Source organism: Umezawaea tangerina, from assembly GCF_003002815.1.
GTDB classification, from domain to species: Bacteria; Actinomycetota; Actinomycetes; order Mycobacteriales; family Pseudonocardiaceae; genus Umezawaea; species Umezawaea tangerina.
The window spans coordinates 906,889-928,022 of record NZ_PVTF01000002.1; the positions used below are offsets into that span (position 1 = coordinate 906,889).

Annotated in this window: 17 protein-coding genes; 8 read left to right on the forward strand and 9 right to left on the reverse strand. The window is 72.6% G+C overall.

The window, feature by feature from the left end:
- Positions 1–8: 8 nt before the first annotated feature.
- From CLV43_RS09985 to CLV43_RS10010, 6 genes are read right to left on the reverse strand one after another with little or no spacing between them, the layout of a single operon-like run.
- Positions 9–776 carry a cyclase family protein gene (locus tag CLV43_RS09985; protein ID WP_106186745.1) on the reverse strand — a complete coding sequence of 256 codons (768 nt, stop codon included), beginning with the start codon at positions 774–776 and terminating at the stop codon, positions 9–11.
- A gap of 2 nt (positions 777–778) precedes the next feature.
- Positions 779–1,180, reverse strand: coding sequence for a Rieske (2Fe-2S) protein (locus CLV43_RS09990; RefSeq protein ID WP_106186746.1), 402 nt, complete (start codon positions 1,178–1,180; stop codon positions 779–781).
- 13 nt (positions 1,181–1,193) lie between these two features.
- Positions 1,194–2,801 (reverse strand): FAD-dependent monooxygenase, encoded by a 1,608-nt coding sequence (locus CLV43_RS09995; protein WP_211304295.1) that lies wholly within the window; start codon positions 2,799–2,801, stop codon positions 1,194–1,196.
- Positions 2,798–4,051 carry a tryptophan 2,3-dioxygenase gene (locus CLV43_RS10000; protein ID WP_106186747.1) on the reverse strand — a complete coding sequence of 418 codons (1,254 nt, stop codon included), beginning with the start codon at positions 4,049–4,051 and terminating at the stop codon, positions 2,798–2,800. The genes CLV43_RS09995 and CLV43_RS10000 overlap by 4 nt, the downstream gene beginning before the upstream one ends.
- 4 nt (positions 4,052–4,055) lie before the next feature.
- The gene (locus CLV43_RS10005) at positions 4,056–5,204 is read right to left on the reverse strand and encodes an aminotransferase class V-fold PLP-dependent enzyme (RefSeq protein ID WP_106186748.1); all 1,149 of its coding nucleotides are present in this window, start codon (positions 5,202–5,204) and stop codon (positions 4,056–4,058) included.
- Positions 5,201–5,917 carry a tryptophan 2,3-dioxygenase family protein gene (locus CLV43_RS10010; RefSeq protein ID WP_106186749.1) on the reverse strand — a complete coding sequence of 239 codons (717 nt, stop codon included), beginning with the start codon at positions 5,915–5,917 and terminating at the stop codon, positions 5,201–5,203. Before CLV43_RS10010 ends, CLV43_RS10005 begins: the two co-directional genes overlap by 4 nt.
- Before the next feature lie 177 nt (positions 5,918–6,094).
- Between CLV43_RS10010 and CLV43_RS10015 the strand changes: the two genes are divergently transcribed.
- From CLV43_RS10015 to CLV43_RS10025, 3 genes are read left to right on the forward strand one after another with little or no spacing between them, the layout of a single operon-like run.
- Complete coding sequence (locus CLV43_RS10015) at positions 6,095–7,171, forward strand: glycerophosphodiester phosphodiesterase (protein ID WP_425445739.1); 1,077 nt, start codon at positions 6,095–6,097, stop codon at positions 7,169–7,171.
- Between the two features lie 48 nt (positions 7,172–7,219).
- Entirely contained in the window at positions 7,220–10,000 is a 2,781-nt protein-coding gene (locus CLV43_RS10020) for an alpha/beta fold hydrolase (protein ID WP_106186750.1), read from the forward strand.
- The gene (locus tag CLV43_RS10025) at positions 9,997–10,857 is read left to right on the forward strand and encodes an ABC transporter permease (protein WP_106186751.1); all 861 of its coding nucleotides are present in this window, start codon (positions 9,997–9,999) and stop codon (positions 10,855–10,857) included. The genes CLV43_RS10020 and CLV43_RS10025 overlap by 4 nt, the downstream gene beginning before the upstream one ends.
- 28 nt (positions 10,858–10,885) lie before the next feature.
- Here the strand turns inward: CLV43_RS10025 and CLV43_RS10030 are convergent, their stop codons facing one another.
- Entirely contained in the window at positions 10,886–11,359 is a 474-nt protein-coding gene (locus CLV43_RS10030) for a flavin reductase family protein (RefSeq protein ID WP_106186752.1), read from the reverse strand.
- A gap of 171 nt (positions 11,360–11,530) precedes the next feature.
- Here CLV43_RS10030 and CLV43_RS10035 point away from each other — a divergent pair, with 171 nt between their 5' ends.
- The 4 genes from CLV43_RS10035 to CLV43_RS10050 all read left to right on the forward strand — a co-directional run bounded on the left by CLV43_RS10035 (position 11,531) and on the right by CLV43_RS10050 (position 15,938).
- Complete coding sequence (locus CLV43_RS10035) at positions 11,531–12,601, forward strand: GNAT family N-acetyltransferase (RefSeq protein WP_106186753.1); 1,071 nt, start codon at positions 11,531–11,533, stop codon at positions 12,599–12,601.
- The gene (locus tag CLV43_RS10040) at positions 12,601–13,830 is read left to right on the forward strand and encodes an MFS transporter (RefSeq protein WP_106186754.1); all 1,230 of its coding nucleotides are present in this window, start codon (positions 12,601–12,603) and stop codon (positions 13,828–13,830) included. The genes CLV43_RS10035 and CLV43_RS10040 overlap by 1 nt, the downstream gene beginning before the upstream one ends.
- 91 nt (positions 13,831–13,921) lie before the next feature.
- Positions 13,922–14,929, forward strand: a complete 1,008-nt coding sequence (locus CLV43_RS10045; RefSeq protein WP_106186755.1) for an aspartyl/asparaginyl beta-hydroxylase domain-containing protein — start codon at positions 13,922–13,924, stop codon at positions 14,927–14,929.
- 73 nt (positions 14,930–15,002) lie between these two features.
- Positions 15,003–15,938: a GNAT family N-acetyltransferase gene (locus CLV43_RS10050; RefSeq protein WP_106186756.1), complete on the forward strand. Its 936-nt coding sequence runs from the start codon at positions 15,003–15,005 to the stop codon at positions 15,936–15,938.
- 50 nt (positions 15,939–15,988) lie between these two features.
- Here the strand turns inward: CLV43_RS10050 and CLV43_RS10055 are convergent, their stop codons facing one another.
- Positions 15,989–16,783: a S1 family peptidase gene (locus CLV43_RS10055; RefSeq protein ID WP_106186757.1), complete on the reverse strand. Its 795-nt coding sequence runs from the start codon at positions 16,781–16,783 to the stop codon at positions 15,989–15,991.
- A gap of 520 nt (positions 16,784–17,303) precedes the next feature.
- Positions 17,304–19,670 carry an ATP-binding protein gene (locus CLV43_RS10060; protein WP_106186758.1) on the reverse strand — a complete coding sequence of 789 codons (2,367 nt, stop codon included), beginning with the start codon at positions 19,668–19,670 and terminating at the stop codon, positions 17,304–17,306.
- Between the two features lie 141 nt (positions 19,671–19,811).
- On the opposite strand from CLV43_RS10060, the gene CLV43_RS10065 reads away from it, so the two are divergent.
- Positions 19,812–21,131 carry a helix-turn-helix domain-containing protein gene (locus tag CLV43_RS10065; RefSeq protein WP_106186759.1) on the forward strand — a complete coding sequence of 440 codons (1,320 nt, stop codon included), beginning with the start codon at positions 19,812–19,814 and terminating at the stop codon, positions 21,129–21,131.
- Positions 21,132–21,134: the final 3 nt, after the last annotated feature.

A 21,134-nucleotide genomic window follows, 5' to 3' on the forward strand; every position in this document is an offset into this window, starting at 1 on the left:
ATGAGACATTATCGACGCCGTTCGACCAGGGCCAGCACACGGGTCGGGCTGCCGGAGCCGCGCACGATCGGCAGCGGCCCCGCCACCAGCACGGCGCCGGTGGGCGGCAGCAGGGCCAGGTTGCGCAGCTGGGTGAGGCCGTACTTGCCCGCGCCGTGGAAGAACCAGTGGCACGGGTAGGGCCGGTCGAACTCGCCCGCCTGCCCGGCGTCGGTGCCCACCGTCTCGACGCCGATGCCGACCAGCGGCGTCCGCTCGGCCAGCCAGCGCGCGCAGTCCGGGTGGACGCCGGGTGTGTGGCCGCCGTTGAGGAACCGCTCCGGGTCGTCCTTGTAGGCGTCCCACCCGGTCCGGTAGAGCAGCCAGCCGCCGTCGGGCAGCGGACCGTGCTCGGCCTGCCACGCCTCCACGTCCTCGCGGCGCAGCAGGAAGTCCGGCTCGGCCGCGACCCGCGCGGAGAGGTCCAGGACGACGGCCGGGCCGACCAGCCGGGCGGGCGGCACCTCCGAGACGTCCTCCGACCCCTTGCCGGAGAGCCAGTGCACCGGCGCGTCGAAGTGCGTCCCGGTGTGCTCGGACAGCCGGATGTTGTTCCAGTACACCGTCGGACCGGCGGCGTCGTAGTCGCTGATCACTTCGCGGGAGAACGGCCACGGCTGGCCGCGCTCCGGCGGCAGGGCGATGATCGGCGTCCGCTCCGACAGCGGGGCCGTGAGGTCGACGACCTCCACCTCTCCGCCGCGCAGGGCGTCCACGAGCTCGGTGAGCACGCTCATCGCTACACCGCCTGGATGTCGTCGCCGTCGACCTTGAGCCTGAACTCCGGCAGCGGCTGCTTCGCGGGTCCGGCGGTCACCGAACCATCGGTCATGGAGAACGTGCTGTGGTGGCAGTCGCAGGTGATCTGGCCGTTGCCGACGCTGGTCACCGCGCAGCCGCGGTGCGTGCAGACCGAGGAGAACGCCTTGAACACGCCCTCCTGGGGCTGGCACACGACCACGCCGGACTCGGCGAGGATCTGGCCGCCGCCGACCGGGATGGCCGACTTCGAGCCGAGCGGTGTGCCCGACGGCGGCGGTTCGGCGGTGCGGGCGACCTCGCCGCACGCGGCGACCGTCGTCCCCGCGACGACGGCGCCGGCTCCCACGATCACCGCGCGCCTGCTGTAGGTGTTGCCCATGTCCGGTGTCCCTTCACTGTCCCGAGCGCTCGTTGACCAGCCCCGACCCGACGATGCCCGCCGACGCTCGAAGAGCGCTCGGGAACGACTCGCCCAGCCCGTCCCGCGCGGCGAGGTGGCCGTCGGGGCGGACCAGCCACCACCCCGTGCCGTAGACCTCCAGCGCGTCGTCCACGGCGGTGGCGACGGTGATCTCCGGGCTCAGCCCGTCGGCCGACGCGCCCGGCGGCAGGACCGCCACTAGCCGCGCGGGGACGTCCCACGGCCTGGCCCACGCGGCCTCCGCGACGTCCGCGGCCTCACTGGCGTCGGAGGCGAAGACCAGGCCGACGAACCCGGCGCCGAGCAGCGTGCGCAACCGGGTCTGCCGGCCGTCGACGACGACCGGCCCGTCCGGGGCGAACGCGCCCAGCAGCGGGTGGCCGGTCCGCACCAGCGGCGAGTCGGTGTAGGTGTACGGCTCCGCCATCCGGCCGCTGTTCACGTGCTTGCGGGCCGGCCCCAGCGTCCGCGACAGCCGCAGCAGCACCGCCCGCGTCCACCGGCGGAGCCTGTTGGGCGGCACCATGAACCGGATCGTGGCCTCGGTGACCCGCAGGTTCTCCAGCGCGGCGGCGTACCGCTCGCGGTGGTAGGTCTCCAGCAGCTCCTCGCCGACCACCCCGGAGCGGACCAGCGCGATCTTCCACGCGAGGTTGTCGGCGTCCTGGATGCCGCTGTTCATGCCGCGCGAACCGTAGGGCGGCAGCGCGTGCGCGGCGTCGCCCGCGAACAGCACCCGCCCCACCCGCAGCCGGTCGACGACCCGCTGGTGGAACCGGTAGGTGCTGACCCAGTCGACCTCGTACGGGACGTCGCCGATCACCGCGCGGACCCGCTGGTCGAACCGGCCGTCGGCGCGCTCGGCCTCGATGTCGGCGTCGGGCGGCAGCTGCCAGTCGATCCGCCAGATGTCGTCGGGCTGCGGGTGCATCACGAGCTGCCGGCCGGGGTTGAACACCGGGTCGTAGTGGAAGTGCCGCTCCTTGGCCAGCGGCAGCTCGGCCTTGATGTCGGTGATCAGGAACCGGTCCTGGTGGGTGTACCCGGTCCACTCCACGCCGACCAGGTCGCGCAGTCCACTCCGGACACCGTCGCAGGCGACCAGGTGCGTGAAGACCAGGTCCTCCTCCCCCAGTTCGGTGACGACCCTGGCGGTGACCGAGTCCGCGTCCTGCGCCAGGCCGGTGACCCGGTGCCCCCAGCGCAGGTCGCAAAGCGGCTCGGCCTCGACCGCCTCGGCGAGCACCTGCTCGATGCGGTGCTGGGAGATGTTGACGAACGGCCCGAACCCCTGGCCGCGCGGGTACTCCGCGGCCCGGATCTCCTGGTTGCGCACGTAGGTCCGGGCGACCGTCCACGTCACGCCCTCCTCGGCGATGGTCCGCGCGCACCCGACCTTGTCCAGCACCTCCAGGACGTCGCCCTGGATCAGGCACGCCTTCGAGCCCTGCTTCACCAGGTGGGGGTCGGACTCCAGCAGCACGCTCGGCACGCCGAGCCCGGCCAGCCGCAGCGCGGTGATCAGACCCACGGGTCCGGCGCCGACGATCCCCACCGGCGCGTCCAATCGGGTGGTCACGGTGCCCCCGTCGTCTCGTTGTCGACCTTCACGTCGGCCTCGACCGCGTGGAAGACCGGGATGTCCCGAACAGCGCGCAGGTAGGGGGTGCCCTCGGTGTACCCGGTGCCGGGCACCTCGCCGAGCATCCGCACGGCCAGCCGGTAGTGCGTCCGCCGCCAGCGCAGCATCGCGCGGGCGAACGAGCCCATGGCGTCGGCCAGCGGTTTGCGGGCGTCCTCGGCCACCACGTCGGACTCGCACATCGTCCGGTAGGCCTCGTCGAGCGTCGGCTGGTCGCCCAGCACCCGCGCCCGCACGTCGGGCACCGAGCGGTAGGCGGCCGACTCGACCCGGTCGGCGTCGGGGTGCCTGCACAGCGACTCGACGAGCTTGTAGTTGCGCGACTGGATGGCGCTCGCGCCCTCGGTGAAGTCGCGGAACGTCCGGAACGACTCGACCTGCATCGTCGCCAGCATCGAGAACAGCGGTGAGGACTCGCGCAGCGCGGTCTCCGAGCTCGCCATGAAGTGCACGGCCCGTTCGATCTCGCCGTCGCCGAGTGCGGCGACGGCGCCGCGGATCTGGGTGGCCAGCAGGGCGAACGTGGTCTCGAACGTCTGGAGCACCCGCAGGAACAGGTACTCGTCGTGCATCGTGTAGACGGGCAGGATGCTCAGCTCCACGGCCCGGCGCTCGGCGTAGGACATGTCGCCGTGCACGGCGGCGCACGCCTGGCGGGCGAGGTCGACGGGCTCGGTGGCGGTGAGCCCGGCGTCCAGCGACATCCGCGCGAGCGCGGGCAGCATCACCCGCAGCCCGTGCCGGAAGCGCTTGCCCACCATGACCTCCGCGGGGCGCGCCTGCGGCAGCAGCGTGGTCCGCCCGTCCACGGCGGACAGCTCGAACGCCAGCGCGTCGGCGACGAGCTGCGCGGTGAGGCGGTCGCACCGGGTCCGCGCGAACGGCGCCTGCTCGACCGGGTCGTCCACGCCGGGCAGCTGCAGCAGCGGCAGCGCCAGATAGGTCGGGTAGTCGTAGCGCTTGTCCGGCTTGTCCAGGGCGGTGCTCAGGAACGACGCCAGCGTCTGCACGTGGGGCCACGGGCCGCCCAGCTCGGGCAGCAGCTCGCGCACGACGGCGAGCACTTCCAGCAGCTCCGGTGCGACGAAGTGCTTGCCGACGCTGTGGTACTCGCGGACCACGGCGCCGTAGGGGAACCTCTTGACGTCCGGGGCGCGCAGCCAGGAGCTCAGTTCGGCGGTGGACATGGCGCTACCGCCCGACTCTGGCCGACGAGCGCAGGTCGGCCAGCGCCGAGCAGAGCGCCGCCACGTCATCGGTGTTGTTGTAGTAGTGGAACGACAGCCGCACGGCGTCACCGCGCGGGCTCACCGAGACGTCGCGCTCGGCCAGCAGGCGGGCGAGCCCGCCGGGGTCCGGGTCGACCAGGCCGATGTGCGCGCCGCGCCGCTCGGACGGCAGCGCGCGCACCTCTTCTCCCTGGCCGCTGAGCAGGTCCGCGGCCAGCTCCGTCAGTTGCAGCACGTGCATACGCACCTCCGCGAGGTCGAGCGCTCCGATCAAGCCAAGGGCGGCGTTCGCCGCGTAGCACGCGGGGACCGCCGGGGTGCCGGTCTCGAACCTGGTCGCGGCCCTGGGAAAGTCGAGGACGGCCGGGTCGAACGCGAACGGGTCCACCCGGCCGAACCAGCCGGTGAGCCGGGGGTCGCGGTCGGTGAGGTCGGGCGACCGCACGTAGAGGAAGGCGAGCCCCGGCAGGCCGGGCAGGTACTTCATGGCGCCCGCGACCAGGAAGTCGCAGTCCAGCAGGCCCACGTCCACCGGGTGCACGCCGATCGCCTGGTAGGCGTCCACGAACACCGCGGCCCCGGCCGCGCGGGCGGCGCGCACCACGTCGTCGACCGGCATCCGGTGGCCGCGCGCGTAGGTGACCAGCGGCACCGACACGAGCCGGGTGCGCCGGTCGACCAGCCGTTCGTAGTCCTGCGGCGCGGTGGCGTGCACGACGTCCGCGCCGCGCGGGCGCTGCCCGAGCCACACGTGCGAGACCGACGGGAACTCCTCGACGGTGCTGACGACCTTCCACCGCCGCGTGTAGTCCAGAGTGGACGCGACCTGGTAGGCGCCGGTGGAGGCGTTGGGCACCAGCGCGACCTGGTCGACGTGGGCACCGATGAGGTCCGCGAAACCCTTGCGCGCCCGCCGGAACTCGCCCTCGAACGCCTCCCACGCGCCGCCGCCCGCGGTCATGTCGTCGACCATCCGCAGCAGCGCGTGGTCCAGGTCGTCCGACCGGGCGCCGAGGCTGCAGCTGGACAGGTGGGTCTTGCGCCCCAGCACCGGGAACCGGGCCCGGAAGGCGGCCGCCGTGAGCGCGCCGCCGCGCGTGGTGACGGTCATGTCCGCCCCGCAGGCGGTTCGGCCATCGGGCCGGTCCGGGTGAGCTCGGTGCGGACGTCCCACAGCTCGGGGAAGAACTTGTACGAGATGAGCTTCGCCAGCACGTCCACCGGCGTGCCCTGGGTGCCCACGACCTGGTGGCCGATCACCCTGGTGGCCATCTTGTAGTGCTGCACCCGCCACAGCGAGATGCGCTCGTCCCAGTCGATCATCGCCTCGGCCAGCCGCTGCTCCGCGCTGTCGACCTTGCTGCGGTACAGCTCGGCGAGGTCGATCCCGCGCCGCTGGACCAGGTCGTGGAAGACGCGTCCGATGTGGCGGCTGTGCCGCTGCACCGACCGCCACCCCGGCGAGTCCGCCCCGGAACCGTGGCCCAGTACCGTCCTGATGGTCTGGAAGTCCCAAGGGGACAGGTGCCGCATCATCTCCAGCTGGTCGGTGACCAGCACGACGCCGAGCGAGGCCCGGCCCAGCAGGCGGATGGCGGTCTCCAGGTTGTCCACACCGACGCAGTGGGCCGCCTCGGCCACCTCGGAGCAGGCCAGCTTCAACCACAGCTCGGTGGACTGGTGCACGACCTGGAACAGCAGCTCGTCGCGGTGCACGACCTCGTCGGCCTTGCGCTGCAAGGACAGCAAGGCGTCGGTGCGCATGTACCTCGCGTAGTCGTCGCCGCCTTCGCCGACCAATACCTGCTGGGAGTAGTCCTTCATGTGGCGAACCCCTACTGTCGCGCCGCCTGGTGGACGATCACGTCAGCGACGCTACGGAGCGGTCCTATCATCCGGGTCTTCGCCCGGCTCTCATCCGATTGCCCGCTCCTGGTGCGCGCCACAGGATGGCGGCATCCCCGCCATCCGAGCGCACGCCAGGAGAAGCCCATGATGAAGATGCCGTCGCCGAGGCGACTCACCGCGGCCACCGCGGCCGCGCTCCTGCTCCACTTCGGCCTCGCCGTCCCGGCCGCGGCCGACGAGGTCGTGGGCGCGTCCCACCACGGCCAGGACGGCAGGGCGAACCCGCTGGTGATCGGGCACCGCGGCTCGGCGGGCTACCGGCCGGAGCACACGGCGGCGTCCTACGAGGTGGCCGCCCGGATGGGGGCGGACTACATCGAGCCGGACCTGGTGTCCACGAAGGACGGTGTGCTGGTCTCCCGGCACGAGAACGAGATCGGGCTGACGACCGACGTCGCCGACCACCCGGAGTTCGCCGACCGCAGGACCACGAAGACCATCGACGGCTGGGAGATGACCGGCTGGTTCACCGAGGACTTCACCCTGGCCGAGCTGAAGACCCTGCGCGCCAAGGAGGGGCTGCCCGAGCTGCGGCCCGCGAACACCGCCTACGACGGCCGCTACCAGATCCTGACCTTCCAGGAGGTCATCGACCTGTCGCGCAGGCTCTCCCGGCAGCTCGGCCGCACGATCGGCGTCTACCCGGAGACCAAGCACCCCGCCTACTTCGCCTCCCTGGGCCTGCCGATCGAGCCCGCGCTGGTGCGCACGCTCAACGCCAACGGCCTGAACCGCCGCGACGCCAAGGTGTTCGTGCAGTCCTTCGAGGTCGACAACCTCAAGGAGCTCGACACCCAGCTGCGGGTGCCGCTGATCCAGCTCGTCTGGACCCCGGACCAGGTCACGCCCGAGCGGCTGCGCGAGATCGCGCGCTACGCCGACGGCGTGGGCGCGGAGCAGACCATGGTCATCCCCTGGACCGAGGACGGGAGGCTCGGTGCGCCGACCGCGCTGGTGCGGCAGGCCCACCGGCTCGGGCTCGCCGTCCACGTCTACACCTTCGCCGCCGAGAACGAGTTCCTCCCGGCGGCCTACCGGTCGTCGACCAACCCCGCCGACCGCGGCAGGCTCGCCGACGAGCTGAAGGCCTACTTCGGCGCCGGGGTCGACGGCGTGTTCAGCGACCACGTCGACATCGGCGTCGCCGCGCGCCGCGGCGGCCACCGGTGATGACCGGGCAAGACCCGGTTGATACGGGCCGCGCCTAGCGTCGCAGGCGTGAAAATCCGTTGGCAGGTCACACGGTCGCGCGGCCGCCTCGTCGCGCTCGGTGCCGTCGTCGCGGTGCTCCTCGGCGCGACGGCGGTGTGGGTCTCGCACGGCGATCCGGCGACGTCGGCGGTCCGGGTCGAGGAGGGCTTCGTCGAGGTCCCCGCGGCACCCGGCTCGGCGGACCGGGTGTCGCTGGAGACGAGCCTCTTCCTCCCCGAACGCACGCCCGCGCCCGCCGTGCTGCTGGCGCACGGGTTCGGCGGCGACAAGCACAGCGTCGACACCGACGCGCGCGAGCTGGCCGAGGCCGGGTTCGTGGTGCAGTCGTACTCGGCGCGCGGGTTCGGCCGCAGCTCCGGGAGGATCGGCCTGAACGGCCCGGACGCCGAGGTCGCGGACGCCCGGCTCCTGGTCGACCGGCTGGCCGCGCGGTCGGACGTGGTGCTGGACGGGCCCGGCGACCCGCGGATCGCGGTGTCCGGCGCGTCCTACGGCGGTTCGCTGTCGCTGCTGCTGGCCGGGACGGACCCGCGGATCGACGCGCTGGTCCCGGTCATCACCTACAACGACCTGGCGCAGGGCCTGCTGCCCAACGCGGCCTCGGTGCAGGACGTCGCGGACGGCACGCCCGCTCCCGGCGCGTTCGCCCCCGGTGGTGTGTTCAAGAGCTCCTGGGGCGGCTTCCTCTACTCCATGGGCCTGGACTCCGAGGCGTCCGCGCGGGACCGGGTCGAGCCGATCGCCGCCCAGCGGGACACCGACCTCGGCTCGGTGTGCGGTCGCTTCACCGACGACGTCTGCCGCGCGTGGACCGAGGTCGCCACGACCGGGACCATGAGCGAGCGGACGCTGCGGCTGCTGGCCACCCTCTCCCCCTCCTCCGTGACCGCGTCGATCAAGGTGCCGACGCTGCTGGTCCAGGGCGAGCAGGACACCCTGTTCGGCCTCGACCACGCGGACGCCAACGCCCGGCAGATCAGCGCGGCAGGCGGCGACGTGCAGGTGGTGTGGTTCGCCGGGGGCCACGACGGCGCCTACCCCGACGCGAAGCTGCGCGGCCGGATCGTCGACTGGCTGAGGTTCCGCCTCTCGGCCACCGGGAAGAACCCCTTCGGCGCCTTCGAGTACGACGTGCAGGGCGGCATCACACCGGAGGGCACGCCGTCGGTGCGCACCGTCCGCGCCGACTCCTACCCCGGCATGCACCACGGCTCCACCCGCCGCGAGCGGTTCCGGCTCGACGGCGACGAGCAGGTCGTCATCGCCCCGCCCGGCGGCCTGCCCGCCGCGATCAGCGGCATGCCCGCGCTCAACGGGCGACTGGGCCAGACGCCGTGGATGGCCTCGCTGTTCAGCATGGACCTGCCGGGCCAGCAGGCCACCTTCACCTCCCCGCCGGTGGACGCCCAGCTGCTGGCCGCGGGCGCGGCGACCGTGCGGCTGCGGGTGTCGGCGGTCGGACCGCCGGGCGAGGGGGTGTTGTTCGTGAAGCTCTACGACAAGGACCCCAACGGCACCAGGACGCTGCCGGGCAACGCCGTGGCACCCGTCCACCTGCCGCCGCTGCCCGCGGACGGGTCGCCGGTCGAGGTGGACGTGGCGCTCGCGGGCATCGTCCGCCCGTTCGAGCACGGCCACGAGCTGCAGATCTCGGTGGCGACCACGGACCAGACCTACCGCACGCCCACCGCCCCCGCGTCCTACCGGGTGTCGCTGGCGGGCCCGGTGGACGTGCCGGTCGTGCCCGCGGTCCCGGTCGAGTCGTCGCTCCCCGTCGCGCAGTTCGCCGGCATCGGCGCGGTGCTCGCGGCCGTGGCGCTGCTCGCCGTGGTGGCGGCCGTCCGGCGCAGGCACCGGCGTGACGTCGACCCGGAGCTGCTGGACACCCCGCTGGTGATCGAAGGCCTCACGAAGGCCTACCCCGGTGGCGTGACGGCGGTCGACGGGCTGTCGTTCCGGGTCGAGCGCGGCCAGGTGCTCGGCCTGCTCGGGCCCAACGGCGCGGGCAAGACCACCACGCTGCGGATGCTGATGGGCCTCATCACCCCGACCGGCGGCACGATCAGGGTGTTCGGCAGCCTGGTCTCCCCCGGTGCCCCCGTGCTGTCGCGGATCGGGTCGTTCGTCGAGAGCGCCGGGTTCCTGCCGCACCTGTCCGGCGTGGAGAACCTGCGCACCTACTGGGCCGCCACCGGCCGCCCCGACGACGAGGCGCACCTCGACGAGGCGCTGGAGATCGCCGGGCTCGGCGACGCGGTGCACCGCAGGGTGAAGACCTACAGCCAGGGCATGCGGCAGCGGCTGGCCATCGCCCAGGCCATGCTCGGCCTGCCGGACCTGCTCGTGCTCGACGAGCCCGCCAACGGCCTGGACCCGCCGCAGATCCACGCGATGCGCGACGTCCTGCGCCGCTACGCGGCCACCGGCCGCACCGTCCTGGTGTCGAGCCACCTGCTCGCCGAGGTCGAGCAGACCGCGACGCACGTGGTCGTCGTCCACCACGGCCACGTGATCGCGGCCGGGACCGTCGACGAGATCGCCTCCGCGGGCGGCGCCTCCAGCTTCACCGTCGACCAGCCGCGCCTGGCCGCCCTCGCCCTCGACACCGTCCCCGGTGTGTCCGATGTGGACGTCGACGGCGACGAGGTGCACGCGGTGCTCAACGGCGTGCCGTGCGGCGACGCGGTGGCGGCTCTCGTGGCCGCCGGGGTGTCGGTCGAACGCGCCGGACCGCGGCGGAGGCTGGAAGACGCGTTCCTGCAACTGGTCGGGGAGGGGTCGTCATGAGCGAGGTCCAGGACGTCGACGCGGTGCCGGGCTACCGCACGTCGCGCACGCTCCGGCTCGGGGTCGAGCTGCGCAGGCAGCTGCGGCGCAGGCGGACCAAGCTGCTGATCGCGCTGGTCGCCGTGCTGCCGGTGGTGCTGGTGCTGGCGTTCGGGATGGGCGACGACCCGGATCCGGACAAGCGCGGCGGCACGTTCGCCGACCTGGCGATGGTGAGCGCGCCGAACTTCGTGGTCTACGGGTTCTTCGTCGCGGGCTCGTTCCTGCTGCCGCTGGTGGTGGCGGTGTTCTTCGGGGACGCGGTGGCCGGCGAGGCGTCCTGGTCGAGCCTGAAGTACCTGCTGTCGATCCCGGTGCCCAGAGCGCGGCTGCTGCGGCAGAAGGCGCTCGCCGCCGGGGCGCTGTCGCTGTTCGCGCTGGTGCTGTTCCCGGTGACGTCGCTGCTGGTGGGCGTGATCGCCTACGGCGCGGGTGACGCGACCAGCCCCACCGGCGACGCGGTGCCGTTCGGGAAGAGCCTGCTCGCGGTGGTGATCGCCACGGTGTACATCGTCGTGCAGCTGAGCTGGATGGCCGGGTTCACGCTGTTCCTGTCGGTGTCGCTGGACTCGCCGCTCGGCGCGGTCGGCGGCGGGGTGATGGCGGCGATCCTGTCGCAGATCCTGGACTCGATCACCGCGCTGGACGCCGCCCGCGACTACCTGCCGACGCACCACGCGTTCGCCTGGATCGACGTGTTCTCCACCGACGTCGACTGGACCGGCATGGCCGACGGGGTGCTGCTGTCGATCGGCTACACGGCCCTGTTCGGCGTGCTGGCCGCCCGCCGGTTCGCCCGCAAGGACATCACGAGCTGACCGGCTCCCGCCGGGTGTCCCGCACCGCTCAGGACACCCGGCGGATCGCCTGGGCGGGGCCGCGGTGGTGCCACACCAGACCGCCGCCGTCACCGTTCTCGGGGCTGACGACCTCCACCACCCGACCGAGCAGGATCGTGTGGTCACCGCCGTCGCGGACCCCGTCCGGTGTGCAGGTGATCCGCACCCGGACATCGGTCAACTCGGGGACGGCGCCGTGCCGCACGTTCTGCCCGGAGAACCGGTCGACCGGCGAGGCGAATCGCACGGCGAGCTCCTGCTGACCCGGTTCCAGGACGTGCAGACAAATGCGTTCCGAGTCCACGACCATGTCGTGGCTGAAATTGGTCCGGTTCAGGCAGACCAGCACGAGCGGCGGCGACATCGACACCGAGCAGACCGCGTTGACGGTCAGCCCGATCAGTTCACCATCTGGCCCGTAGCAGGTCAGGACCGTCAGAGGGGCGGGCAGCTGGGCCATCGCCCGGCGGAACGTCGCCACGTCGACAGAAGGCTGGTCATCCTGCGAAACAACGATTGTAGGCTCCACGCCCCCACGGTAAAGGGGCTCCCTATCACGCAACTCTCAACAATCGCGCGGAATACGCCGGAAATCACGTGAGACCGACCTGAGACCGGCGCTGAATACGTTTCGCCCAGGGAGGTATGCGGCATGACTGTCACACACATCGGCCAGGGAACCGGTTGGCTGCGGTCCGATCGACTGCCCGACCGGGTCGTGGCGAGCAGCCTGTACGACTCCGCGGGCTGGTTGCGCACGTGGGAGGCCAACCCCGTCGAGCAGCGCACCCGCCACACCTACGTCAGCGCGGAGGTGGCGGGCGGGTCGTCCGTGGTCCCGCTCTACGAGGTGACCATGTCCCCGTTCTGGCACGGCTACGAGGTGCAGTGCGACCTGGTCGGCCGGTTCGGGAGGCCCGTGGTCTTCGCGGGCTCCACCTACTCGATGTACAGCAAGCGCGGGCACGTGCCCGCCGAGCTGGCCCGCGGCGCCCACGCGACCGCGATGGAGTGGATCTCCTCCGGCGACGCGGAGCTGCTGGTCGTGCCGAACCTCACCGGCGAGGGCGTCGAGGACTGGCTGGCCGCCGTCGGACCGCCCGTGGGCAGGGTGCTGCTGGAGCGGACCTACAGCTGCGACGTCACCGGCACGTTCACCGACCACCTCGTGACCAAGCTGCCCAACAAGATCAAGCGCGACGTGGAGCGGCGGCTGCGCCGGTCGCAGGAGCGCGGGCTGCGGGTGCGGATGGTCGAGGGGCCGGACGCGCACGAGCTGGTGCGGCACGCCTACCCGCTGACCGTCGACACCAGCGACAAGAACGACTGGCCCGCGCTGTTCACCGAGGACGCGCTCGACTCCATGCTGCGCGTCCCCGGCGCGATGATGCTGGCAGCCGAGGTCGACGACCGGCTGGTGGGCGCGTTCTTCGCGTTCCGGCACGGCGACGAGGTCACCTACATGTGCGGCGGCGTCGAGTACGCGGGCCTCAAGGAGCTCAGCACGTACGTGGCGCTGATGTACGGCGGCACGAAGTGGGCCTACGACAACGGCATGAACCGGATCGAGTGGGGCCGCGACAACTACAGGTTCAAGGAGAAGCACGGATTGACCGGCACCGACCTCTGGGCGCTCGTGTACGCCCCGGAACCCCGACCGGACCTCGTCCCGGCGCTGGACGGCATGCACGACCTGCTGTCGGCCTACATCGAGGGCACCTGATGGGCCCCGGCCAGCGCCGGGCGGCGCTGCTGCTCATCGCCGTCATCAGCGTCAACGCCTCCTACACGGTGCTCATCCCGTTCGTCCCCGACCTGGAGGAGCGGGTCGGCGCGAACGCCGCGGTCATCGCGTTGATGTTCGCGCTGTTCGCGGCCACCAAGACGCTCGCCCAGCCGGTCGGCGGCTGGTGGGTCGACCGCTGGCGCGCCAACGGGGTCGCGTGCATCTCCCTGCTCATCGCCACGGCGGGCATCGTGCTCACCGCGTACGCGGGCGACTCCGCCACGCTGCTCGCCGGCCGCGCGCTGTGGGGCGTGGGCGAGGGACTGGTCTCCCCCGCGCTCTACGCCGGGATGGCCGCGCTGTGCAAGCACTACGACATCTCCACCAGCCGGATGATGGGCAACTTCGGCTCGGCGGCGGTGGCCGGGTTCCTGCTCGGACCGCTGATCGCGGGCGTGGCCACGCCGCTCGGGCTGGAGGCGCTGTTCCTCATCGGCGCGGCGGTCACCGCGGCCACCGCGTTCGGCCTGCTGACCGCCATCCCGGCCGGTGCGGCGCCACCGTCCGAAGAGGACACCGCGACCGCGGTACCCGTCGCGGACGCGCCCCCGGCCACCAGGTGGTGGATCTGGGTGCTCGTGCTCGGCGGCCTGGACATGTTCACCGCGTTCATCTACTCGGCGCTCGAACCCGTGCTGCCGCTCTACCTCAGCTCGGCGCAGGACAGCTCGGCCCGGTCGGCGATCTCGGTCGTGTTCGTCGCCGGTCTCGCGGCGTCGGGCCTGGGCATGTGGCTGCTCGGCCGGTTCGCCGAACGGCTGCGGCTGGTCACGATGATCCAGATCGGGCTCGGCTTCATGACCGCGGGCCTCGCGGGTACCGCCATCAGCGCGGGCGCGCTGCCGGTCGCGGCGTGGTTCGTGGTGTTCATGATCGGCTACGCGGCGCTGTTCCTGAGCGCGCGGCGGGGCATCGTCGAGCTGAAGTCGGCGTCGGCCAACCAGGGCAAGGCCTTCGGCCTCTTCGGGTTCATCTCCGACGTCGGCAACATCATCGGCCCGATCGTCGGCGTCGTGCTCTACGAGATCACCGGCCGGTTCTCGTTCGTGGTGCTGGGCGCGCTGAGCGGGCTGCTGCTCGCCGCGCTCGTCCTGGCGGCGGGCCGGGCCAAGGGCCTCCTGCCGAGCACCAGGGCGGAGTCGCACGCGCCCGAGCCCGTCGGGTGAGGCGAGAGGAGGCGGAGAGGTCGCTGAGACCGGCTGCCAACACAGTGGCAGGAGAAGCGGAAACCGAGGAGAACCCGGAGATGCCAACACCATGACCGCCCCATACAAGCTGTGCGAGGCCCACGTCGGCAGCCATCCGTCCGCCGTCCCGCTGCTGCCGGAGTTCGACGTGGCGAAGCTGCTGGAGGACCTGAAGGTCCTCGACCGCCACCAGTGGTCGTTGCAGACGACGTTCGAGACCACCGGCCCGGCCGAGGAAGCCGACTTCGACTGGCGCGCGCTCCCGCTGCGCAGCCCCACCGGCAGCGAGCTGCGCACCGACCCCGGCGGGGCCGGTCTGGTCGACTTCGCCGACACCAAGTGGGTCGCCGAGGCGCCGTACCTGGCGGAGATCCTGGCCTCGATCCCGGCGCCGCTGCGCTGCGTGCGGCTGCTCGCCCTCGGGCCCGGCGCGCGGAGCGAGCTGCACTTCGACACCAAGATCGGCTTCCCGTGGGCGAACCTGCGCCTGCACGTCCCGCTGGTCACCAACGCGGGCGCGACCCTGCTGATGGACGGCGACCTGCACGTGTGGCAGCCGGGGTCGTTCTGGTTCGGCGACTTCTGCCGGATGCACCAGGTGGAGAACACGGGCACCCGCAAGCGCGTGCACATGGTCATCGACACCACGGTCACCCCCGAGCTGCTCTCGCTGTTCCCGCAGGAGTTCCTGGACTCGCTCGACGCCGACGACGTGCTGTTCAACCGCCCCGCGGTGCCGGTCGAGGGCGACCTGGAGCGCTTCGGCTGCGAGTTCGACATCCCCTTGTCCTTCCCCGACTTCGAGGAGGCCGAGGGCGAGTTCACCAAGCCGCAGCAGCACGTCCCGGCGAGCATCGCCACCGACGGCGACCGGCTGGTGCTCAGCGTCGACGGCAAGCCGACGTTCGGGCTCGTCCACGTCGGCGACGGCGAGTTCCGGTTCACCGGGTGGACCGACGAGCGCACCGTCCAGGTCCTGCTCGACGGCGACCGGCCGACCGTCGTGCTGCGCACCCGCCAGGGCACCCGTGAACAGCGGCTGGACGTGCGGGCCGTCGTCCGCGCCCCGGCGGCCTGATCCACCCCTCGCGTCCCGCCGGGCGGCCCACCCCCACCGCCCGGCGGGGCCTTTCCCTGCCGAGGAGGCAAGGATGGACGTCACGACCGCGCTCGGACTGACCACCGGCGTGGTCACCGTCCACGAGGCGCTCAACACGAACTGGGTGGCGAGGTCCGACCTGGACCTGGTCCGGGTCGTGGACCCACCGGCCGACTCCTGGCACGCGCTGCACGTGGCGGGCTTCCGGGTGCACCCGTCGTGGATCACCTGGACCGCCACCGTCGGCCCCTCGGAGGAGGCGTTCCTGGAACGGCTCTCCGGCAAGGAGCGCCGCAGCGTCCGCGCCGGGCAGCGGTTCGTCGCGGAGCACGGCATCGCGACCAAGGTCGTGACGCCGCTGGACGCCCAGTCGTTCGACGCCTTCGGCGTGCTGTACGAGGAGCAGATCGGCGCCATGCCGCACGGCGTCCCCTACGCAACCATGGAGCGCGACGAGATCCTGGCCCAGGGCGAGGACTACTTCGCCGTGATGGCCTACGACGCGGACGACCTCGTCGGCGCGTGCGTGTGCCGGATCCGCCGGGACACCTCGACGGTGCTGATCCGCTTCGCCACGACCGCGCCGGGCAGCAGGCAGCAGCGGCTGGTGCGGGCCATGTACATGCGGGCGTTCCAGACCGCTCGGGAGATGGGGCACACCGACATCTCGCTGGGCACCGATCCCGCGCTGTACGGCCACATGACCAGGCCCGGCCTGTTCTCGTTCAAGGCCGGCCTGTGCTTCACCCCGGTCCCGGCGCGGCTGTTCGGCACCACGATGGACGACCCCGACGAGGCGACCATGGTGCTGCGCCTGGACAAGCTCACCGACCCGTCGCTGCTGGTGACCTACCAGCCCGCGGGCACCGCGCCGATCACGCGCCACACCCCGCTGCGGCTGACCGTCCTGACCGGTGACCTCGACACCGACGTCTCCCCCTACGGCGCCCCGTTCCTGGCGGGCACGGACCTGCTGCTGGTTCCCTGACGGCGCAAGGGCTTCCCGGAACCGGTCTGGTTCCGGGATACCCTTGCGCGTCACCTCCTCCGCAACGACCTCACGGCGTCGGCGATCCACCGCGACTCGACCGCGACCGACGTGAACGAGGCGTACCGCTTGCCGGGGTCGTCGGAGAACAACGACACGACCCCGACCTGCCGGACACCGTCCCGGCCGTCGACGACGAGCAGCGGACCACCCGAGTCGCCGAAGTTCACCGCGGCCCGGTTCGCCTTGGCGCAGATGGAGGTGGCGCCGTAGGACGGCGGGTTCCACATCACGTCCGCGCCGCACGCCGAGTCCCGGTCGACGGACATGGCCGCGCCGCGCAACGACTTCGGGAGCGACCCGTAACCGGGAGGGGCGTCGGTGTAACCCCAGCCGACCGTGACCACGCGGTCCCTGGCGGACGGCTCGTCGCGGGCCAACCGGACGGTCGGCGCGGACTGGCGTTCGGCGAGCCGGACCACGGCGACGTCGGCCCGGTTGTCCACGGACAGGTCGTAGTCGGCGGGGATCCGCTGGGCGACAACGGGAACCTTGCGGGCACGGGGCCAGTCCGCGACGTCCTTGCCGACGACGGCGACCACACCGGAGTCACCCGCCTCGGCTACGCAGTGCGCCGCGGTGAGCACGATGTCCGGGGCCAGGAGGGTGCCGCCGCAGAAGTGGTCGTCGGGGGCGTCGGCGAAGCGGAGGGAGACCATGAAGCGGTGCAAGGGGAACGGTGCCTCGTAGCCGTCGTGGATGGCGGAAGCGGGGGGTGATCCGGTCGCCGTCAGAAGGACCACCCCGGCCAAGGTCGGCAGCAGGCGGCGGGCCAGGGAGCGCATCGGGACCTCCAGGTGGGGGACAACAGCGGGGACGCCGTGTGGTGGTGGGGCTTGGCGCACGGGTCCGCTGTCCACGGTGGAGGGTGAGGCTCTTGGGTGGGTCTCAGGTGGGGGTTGTGGGGGGTGTGTTGTCTCGCGGGGTGTTCTTGCCGTCGTGTGTCTCGGCCGGTGTGGGTGCAGCGGACTCCGGGGGTGTCGCTGCAGCGGACCCAGGTGCGGTCGGCTTGACTTGGGGCCCCTTTTTTGGGCTTCGTCGGGCGAAAAAGGGCAGGTGGTAGAGCCTGCCCGCCGCCGCAAGTCTAAGCCCAAAAACCCCAAGTCAAGCCGACCGCACTAGCGGACGAGCACCGCTCGCTTCCAGCTGGGGTTGGGGGTTTGTTTGCCGCTGCCGGCCGGGTTGATCGCAGCTCGCTTCCAGCTGGGGTTGGGCAGGTTGTGTGTTGGTTCCAGCGTTGTTGGGCAGCTTGTTTGCCGCTGCTGGCCGGCTTGGCCGCTTGCCTTTTGTTCCGGCGTCGTTGGGTCAGGCGATGTCGGGGCTGGTTTGGGGTAGGCCGAGGGTTTGGCGGAGGTCGTGTCTGGTTTGGTGCATGGCTGGGGTGTCGTCGCCGGTGGCGGCAGCCAGGGCTTTGAGGCGGTAGTGCCTGGCGTTGGTGGGGTCGGGGAAGGTGTCGGGGTGGGTGTCGTGGAGGTCGGCGAGGGTGAGGAGGATCTTGACCTCGGTGGAGGGGTGGTCGAGGTCGGCGAGGGCGTTGAGGAGGCAGGTGTGGGCGGTGGTGGGGTTGCCCTGGTGGATGAGGGCGCGGCCGCGGAGGTACCTGACGTAGGCGAGGGTGGTGGTCGCCCTGGCGTCTTGGAGGAGTTGTTCGGCTTCGTCCAAGGCGGTCAGGGCCTCGTCGAGCTCGCCAAGGGGGAGCAGGCTTTCGGCTAGGCGGGAGAGCTTGAGGCCGAGGTTCTGGTCGTCGGTGCCGCGGGGTGTGCGGGAGCGGTGGTGGGTGATCTCGGCGCGCTGGGCGGCGGCCGCCTCCTCGTAGCGCTCGCCGCGCAGCAGCAGGACGCCGCGGTAGGACAGCGCGAGGTGTTCGCCGGTCTCGTGGGACGCGCGGTGGAAGAGCTCGATGGCGGTGTCGACCCGGCGCAGGGCCTCGGGGAGGTTGTCGGCCAGGCGTTCGATCGCGGCGCGGTAGTACTGCGCCCAGCCCTGTTCGACGAGGTCGCCCGCGGCGACGGCGGCCGTGGTGGCGCGGTGGTGGAAGGCGAGGCCCTGGCGGGTGCGGCCCAGCTTGGTGATGGCCGTCCAGCACAGGAAGTTCAACATGACGGCCTGGTCGCGGACGCTGCCGAGGGCGGTCGCGGCGCGCTCGCCGGCGGTGAAGACCTCCGACCAGAGCTCGCCGCTGCCGCGGGTGTCGGAGTACCAGTGCATGGCGGTGGCCAGGTCGAGGACGTGGCGGTGGTGGCCCGCGCGGGACGCGGTGCGGAGGGCGCCGCGCCAGTTGGCGGTCTCGTCGGCCAGCCAGGCCGCCGCGGCCGGGAGGTCCTGGAAGCGCGCGGGAACGGCGTCGGCTGGTGGGGTGGGGTGGAAGCGCAGGGCGGCGGAGACGGCGGTGGTGAGCAGCCAACGGCCGGTGGCGAGCCTGCGGCGGTCGGCCTCGTCGGAGCCCTCGTCGTGTTCGAGGCGTTCCATCGCGAACACCCGGATCAGGTCGTGGAAGGCGTAGCGGTCGGGTGACCGGCCCGCCCCGAGGAGGCTGGCGTCGACGAGGACCTCCAGCAGCCGCTCGGCGGTCTCCGGCGGCTGGTCGGCGACGACGCCCGCGAGCTCGACGCCGGTGTCCGGGCCGGGCACCGCGGAGAGCCCGCGGAACATCGCCGCGGCGTCGGCGTCGAGCTGGCGGTAGGACATCTCGAACGCCGCGCGCACCTGCACGTCGCCGACCTCGAGGGCGGAGAGCCGGTGCCGCTCGTCGGCGAGCTCGGTCGCGAGCCTGGCGACCGGCCACGAGGGCCTGCTGGCCAGCCGGTTGCCCGCGATCCGCACGGCCAGCGGGACACCGCCGCACAGGTCGGCCACCCGCCGCGCGGCACCGGGGTCGGTGGCGACGCGGTCCGCGCCGACGATGGCGCGGAGCAGGTCGACGGCCTGGTCGAGGCGCAGCAGCCCGAGCTCGACCCGCAGGTCCGCGTCCAGCCCCGCCAGGGTGCTGCGGCTGCTGACCAGGACCGTCGAACCGGGGCTGTGCGCGAGCAGCGGGCGGACCTGGGACTCGGTAGCCGGGTTGTCCAGCAGCAGCAGGACCTTCCGCTCGCTGAGCACCGAGCGGTACCGGGCCAGCCGGTGCTCGGCGTCGGCCGGGATGGCCTCCGGCGGCACCCCGAGCGCGAGCATCAGCCGGTGCGCCGCGTCGGCGGGCGACAGCGGCACGTCGTCCACGCCGTGCATCCCGACGTAGAACGAGCCGTCGGGGAACCGCTCGGCCAGGTGGTGGGCCGCGTGCACGACCAGGGTGGTCTTCCCGATCCCCGGCGCCCCGTGCACGACGACGACCCGCGTCGAGTCGGCGGGCTCCGCGGCCGTGAGCAGCACCAGCTCCGGTTCACGGCCGGTGAGGTCGGCGATGGTCTGCGGGACCGCGCACGGCGCGTCCTCCCCGGCCCGCTCCCGGCCGGGGCGTGCCGACCGGGCGAGGCTCGCCGCCTCGTCGGCGGACAGGCCGAGACCGGCGGACAGCAGCTCGACGGTCCGCCGCTGCGGCGACCGGGCGCGGCCGCGTTCGGCGTCCCGGATGGAGCGGACGCTGACGCCGGTGCGGGTGGCGAGCTCGTCCTGGGTGAGGGCGGTGCGGAGCCGGAAGAACCTCAGCAGGTCACCGAACGACGGATCGACCATGCCTGCCGATCGCCTCCCCTCGGGCGTCGACGTGTGGACGGCGGGATTCTGCCACGGCGCCGGACGCCGTGATCATCGGCTGTACCCGGCGCGGCGGTTCACCGGCCGCAGCTCCGAACGGGCAGGCGATACCCTGTCCTGATGACCGTGTCCCACGGCGGAACCGCCCGGAACCCGCCCGGTCGCCCACCCGCGCGGCCCGTGGCGGACGGGACGGAACCCGACCCGGCCAGGCTCGCGGCACTGGCGTCGGCCTACCGCAAGCGGACCGGGCTGACGCAGGAGGAGCTGAGCGACCTCTCCTCGGTCAGCGTCCGGGCGATCAGCGACCTGGAGGGCGCCCGCGCGAGGTGGCCGCAGCAGCGGACGCTGGACCGGTTGGTCGCCGCGCTGGGCCTGAGCCCGGAGGAGCGCGACGAGTTCCTGCGCGTGGCCCGCAAGGACAAGGTGGCCAAGCCCCCGGTCGACCCGAGGGCGGTCGTGTCCGCGCCGTGGTCGCGACTTCCCGCGGGCACCGGCCACTTCACCGGCCGCGACGCCGAGCTGTCCGTGCTGGCGGGTCTGGCCCGGTCCGCGGCGGGCGGGTCCGGTCACGTCGTCCTGCTGCACGGCGCGCCGGGAACGGGCAAGTCCGCCACCGCGATCCGCCTCGGCCACCTCGTGGCCGAGCACTTCCCCGACGGCCAGGTCCTCCTCGACCTGGCGGGCACCACCGACACCCCGACCGCGCCGGAGACCCTGCTCGGCAGGCTCCTGTCCGGGCTCGGCGTGCCCGAGTCGGGCCTGCCGGGGTCGCTCGCCGAGCGCGTCGACCTGCACCGCTCGCTGGCGCAGGGCAAGCGGCTGCTGCTGGTCCTCGACGACGCCGTCGACACCGGGCAGGTCCGCCGGGTGCTCACCGCCCGACCGGGCTGCCTGACCGTGATCACCAGCCGCCGCGACCTGGCGGACCTCGACCAGGTCACCCGGATCCGCCTCGGCGGCCTCTCCCCCGCGACCGCTCGCCGCCTGTTCGAGTCCGTGCTCGGCCGGGCACGGGCGGTGGGCGAGGAGCAGGCGGTGGAGAAGGTCGTCGAGCAGTGCGGTGGCCTGCCGCTGGCGCTGCGGATCGCGGCGAACCGGCTGACCACCCGGCCGCACTGGCCCGTCGCGCACCTGGCGGAGCAGATGCGCGCCCCGCGCACCGCGCTGGCCACGCTGACCGCGGGCGACCTCAGCGTGCGCGGCGCGTTCGAGACCGCCTACCGGCGCCTGCCGGACAGCGCCGCGCTGGTGTTCCGCCACCTCGGCCGCGGTCCCGCGGAAACCGACGCCACCAGGGTCGCCGCGCTCACCGGCACCGACCCGTCGCAGGTCCGGCCCGCGCTCGACCGGCTGCACGCCGAGGGCCTGCTGGAGCGGTTCCCCAACGGCCACTACCGGATGCACCGCCTGCTGCACACCTACGCCGGGCTGCTGTAGCGC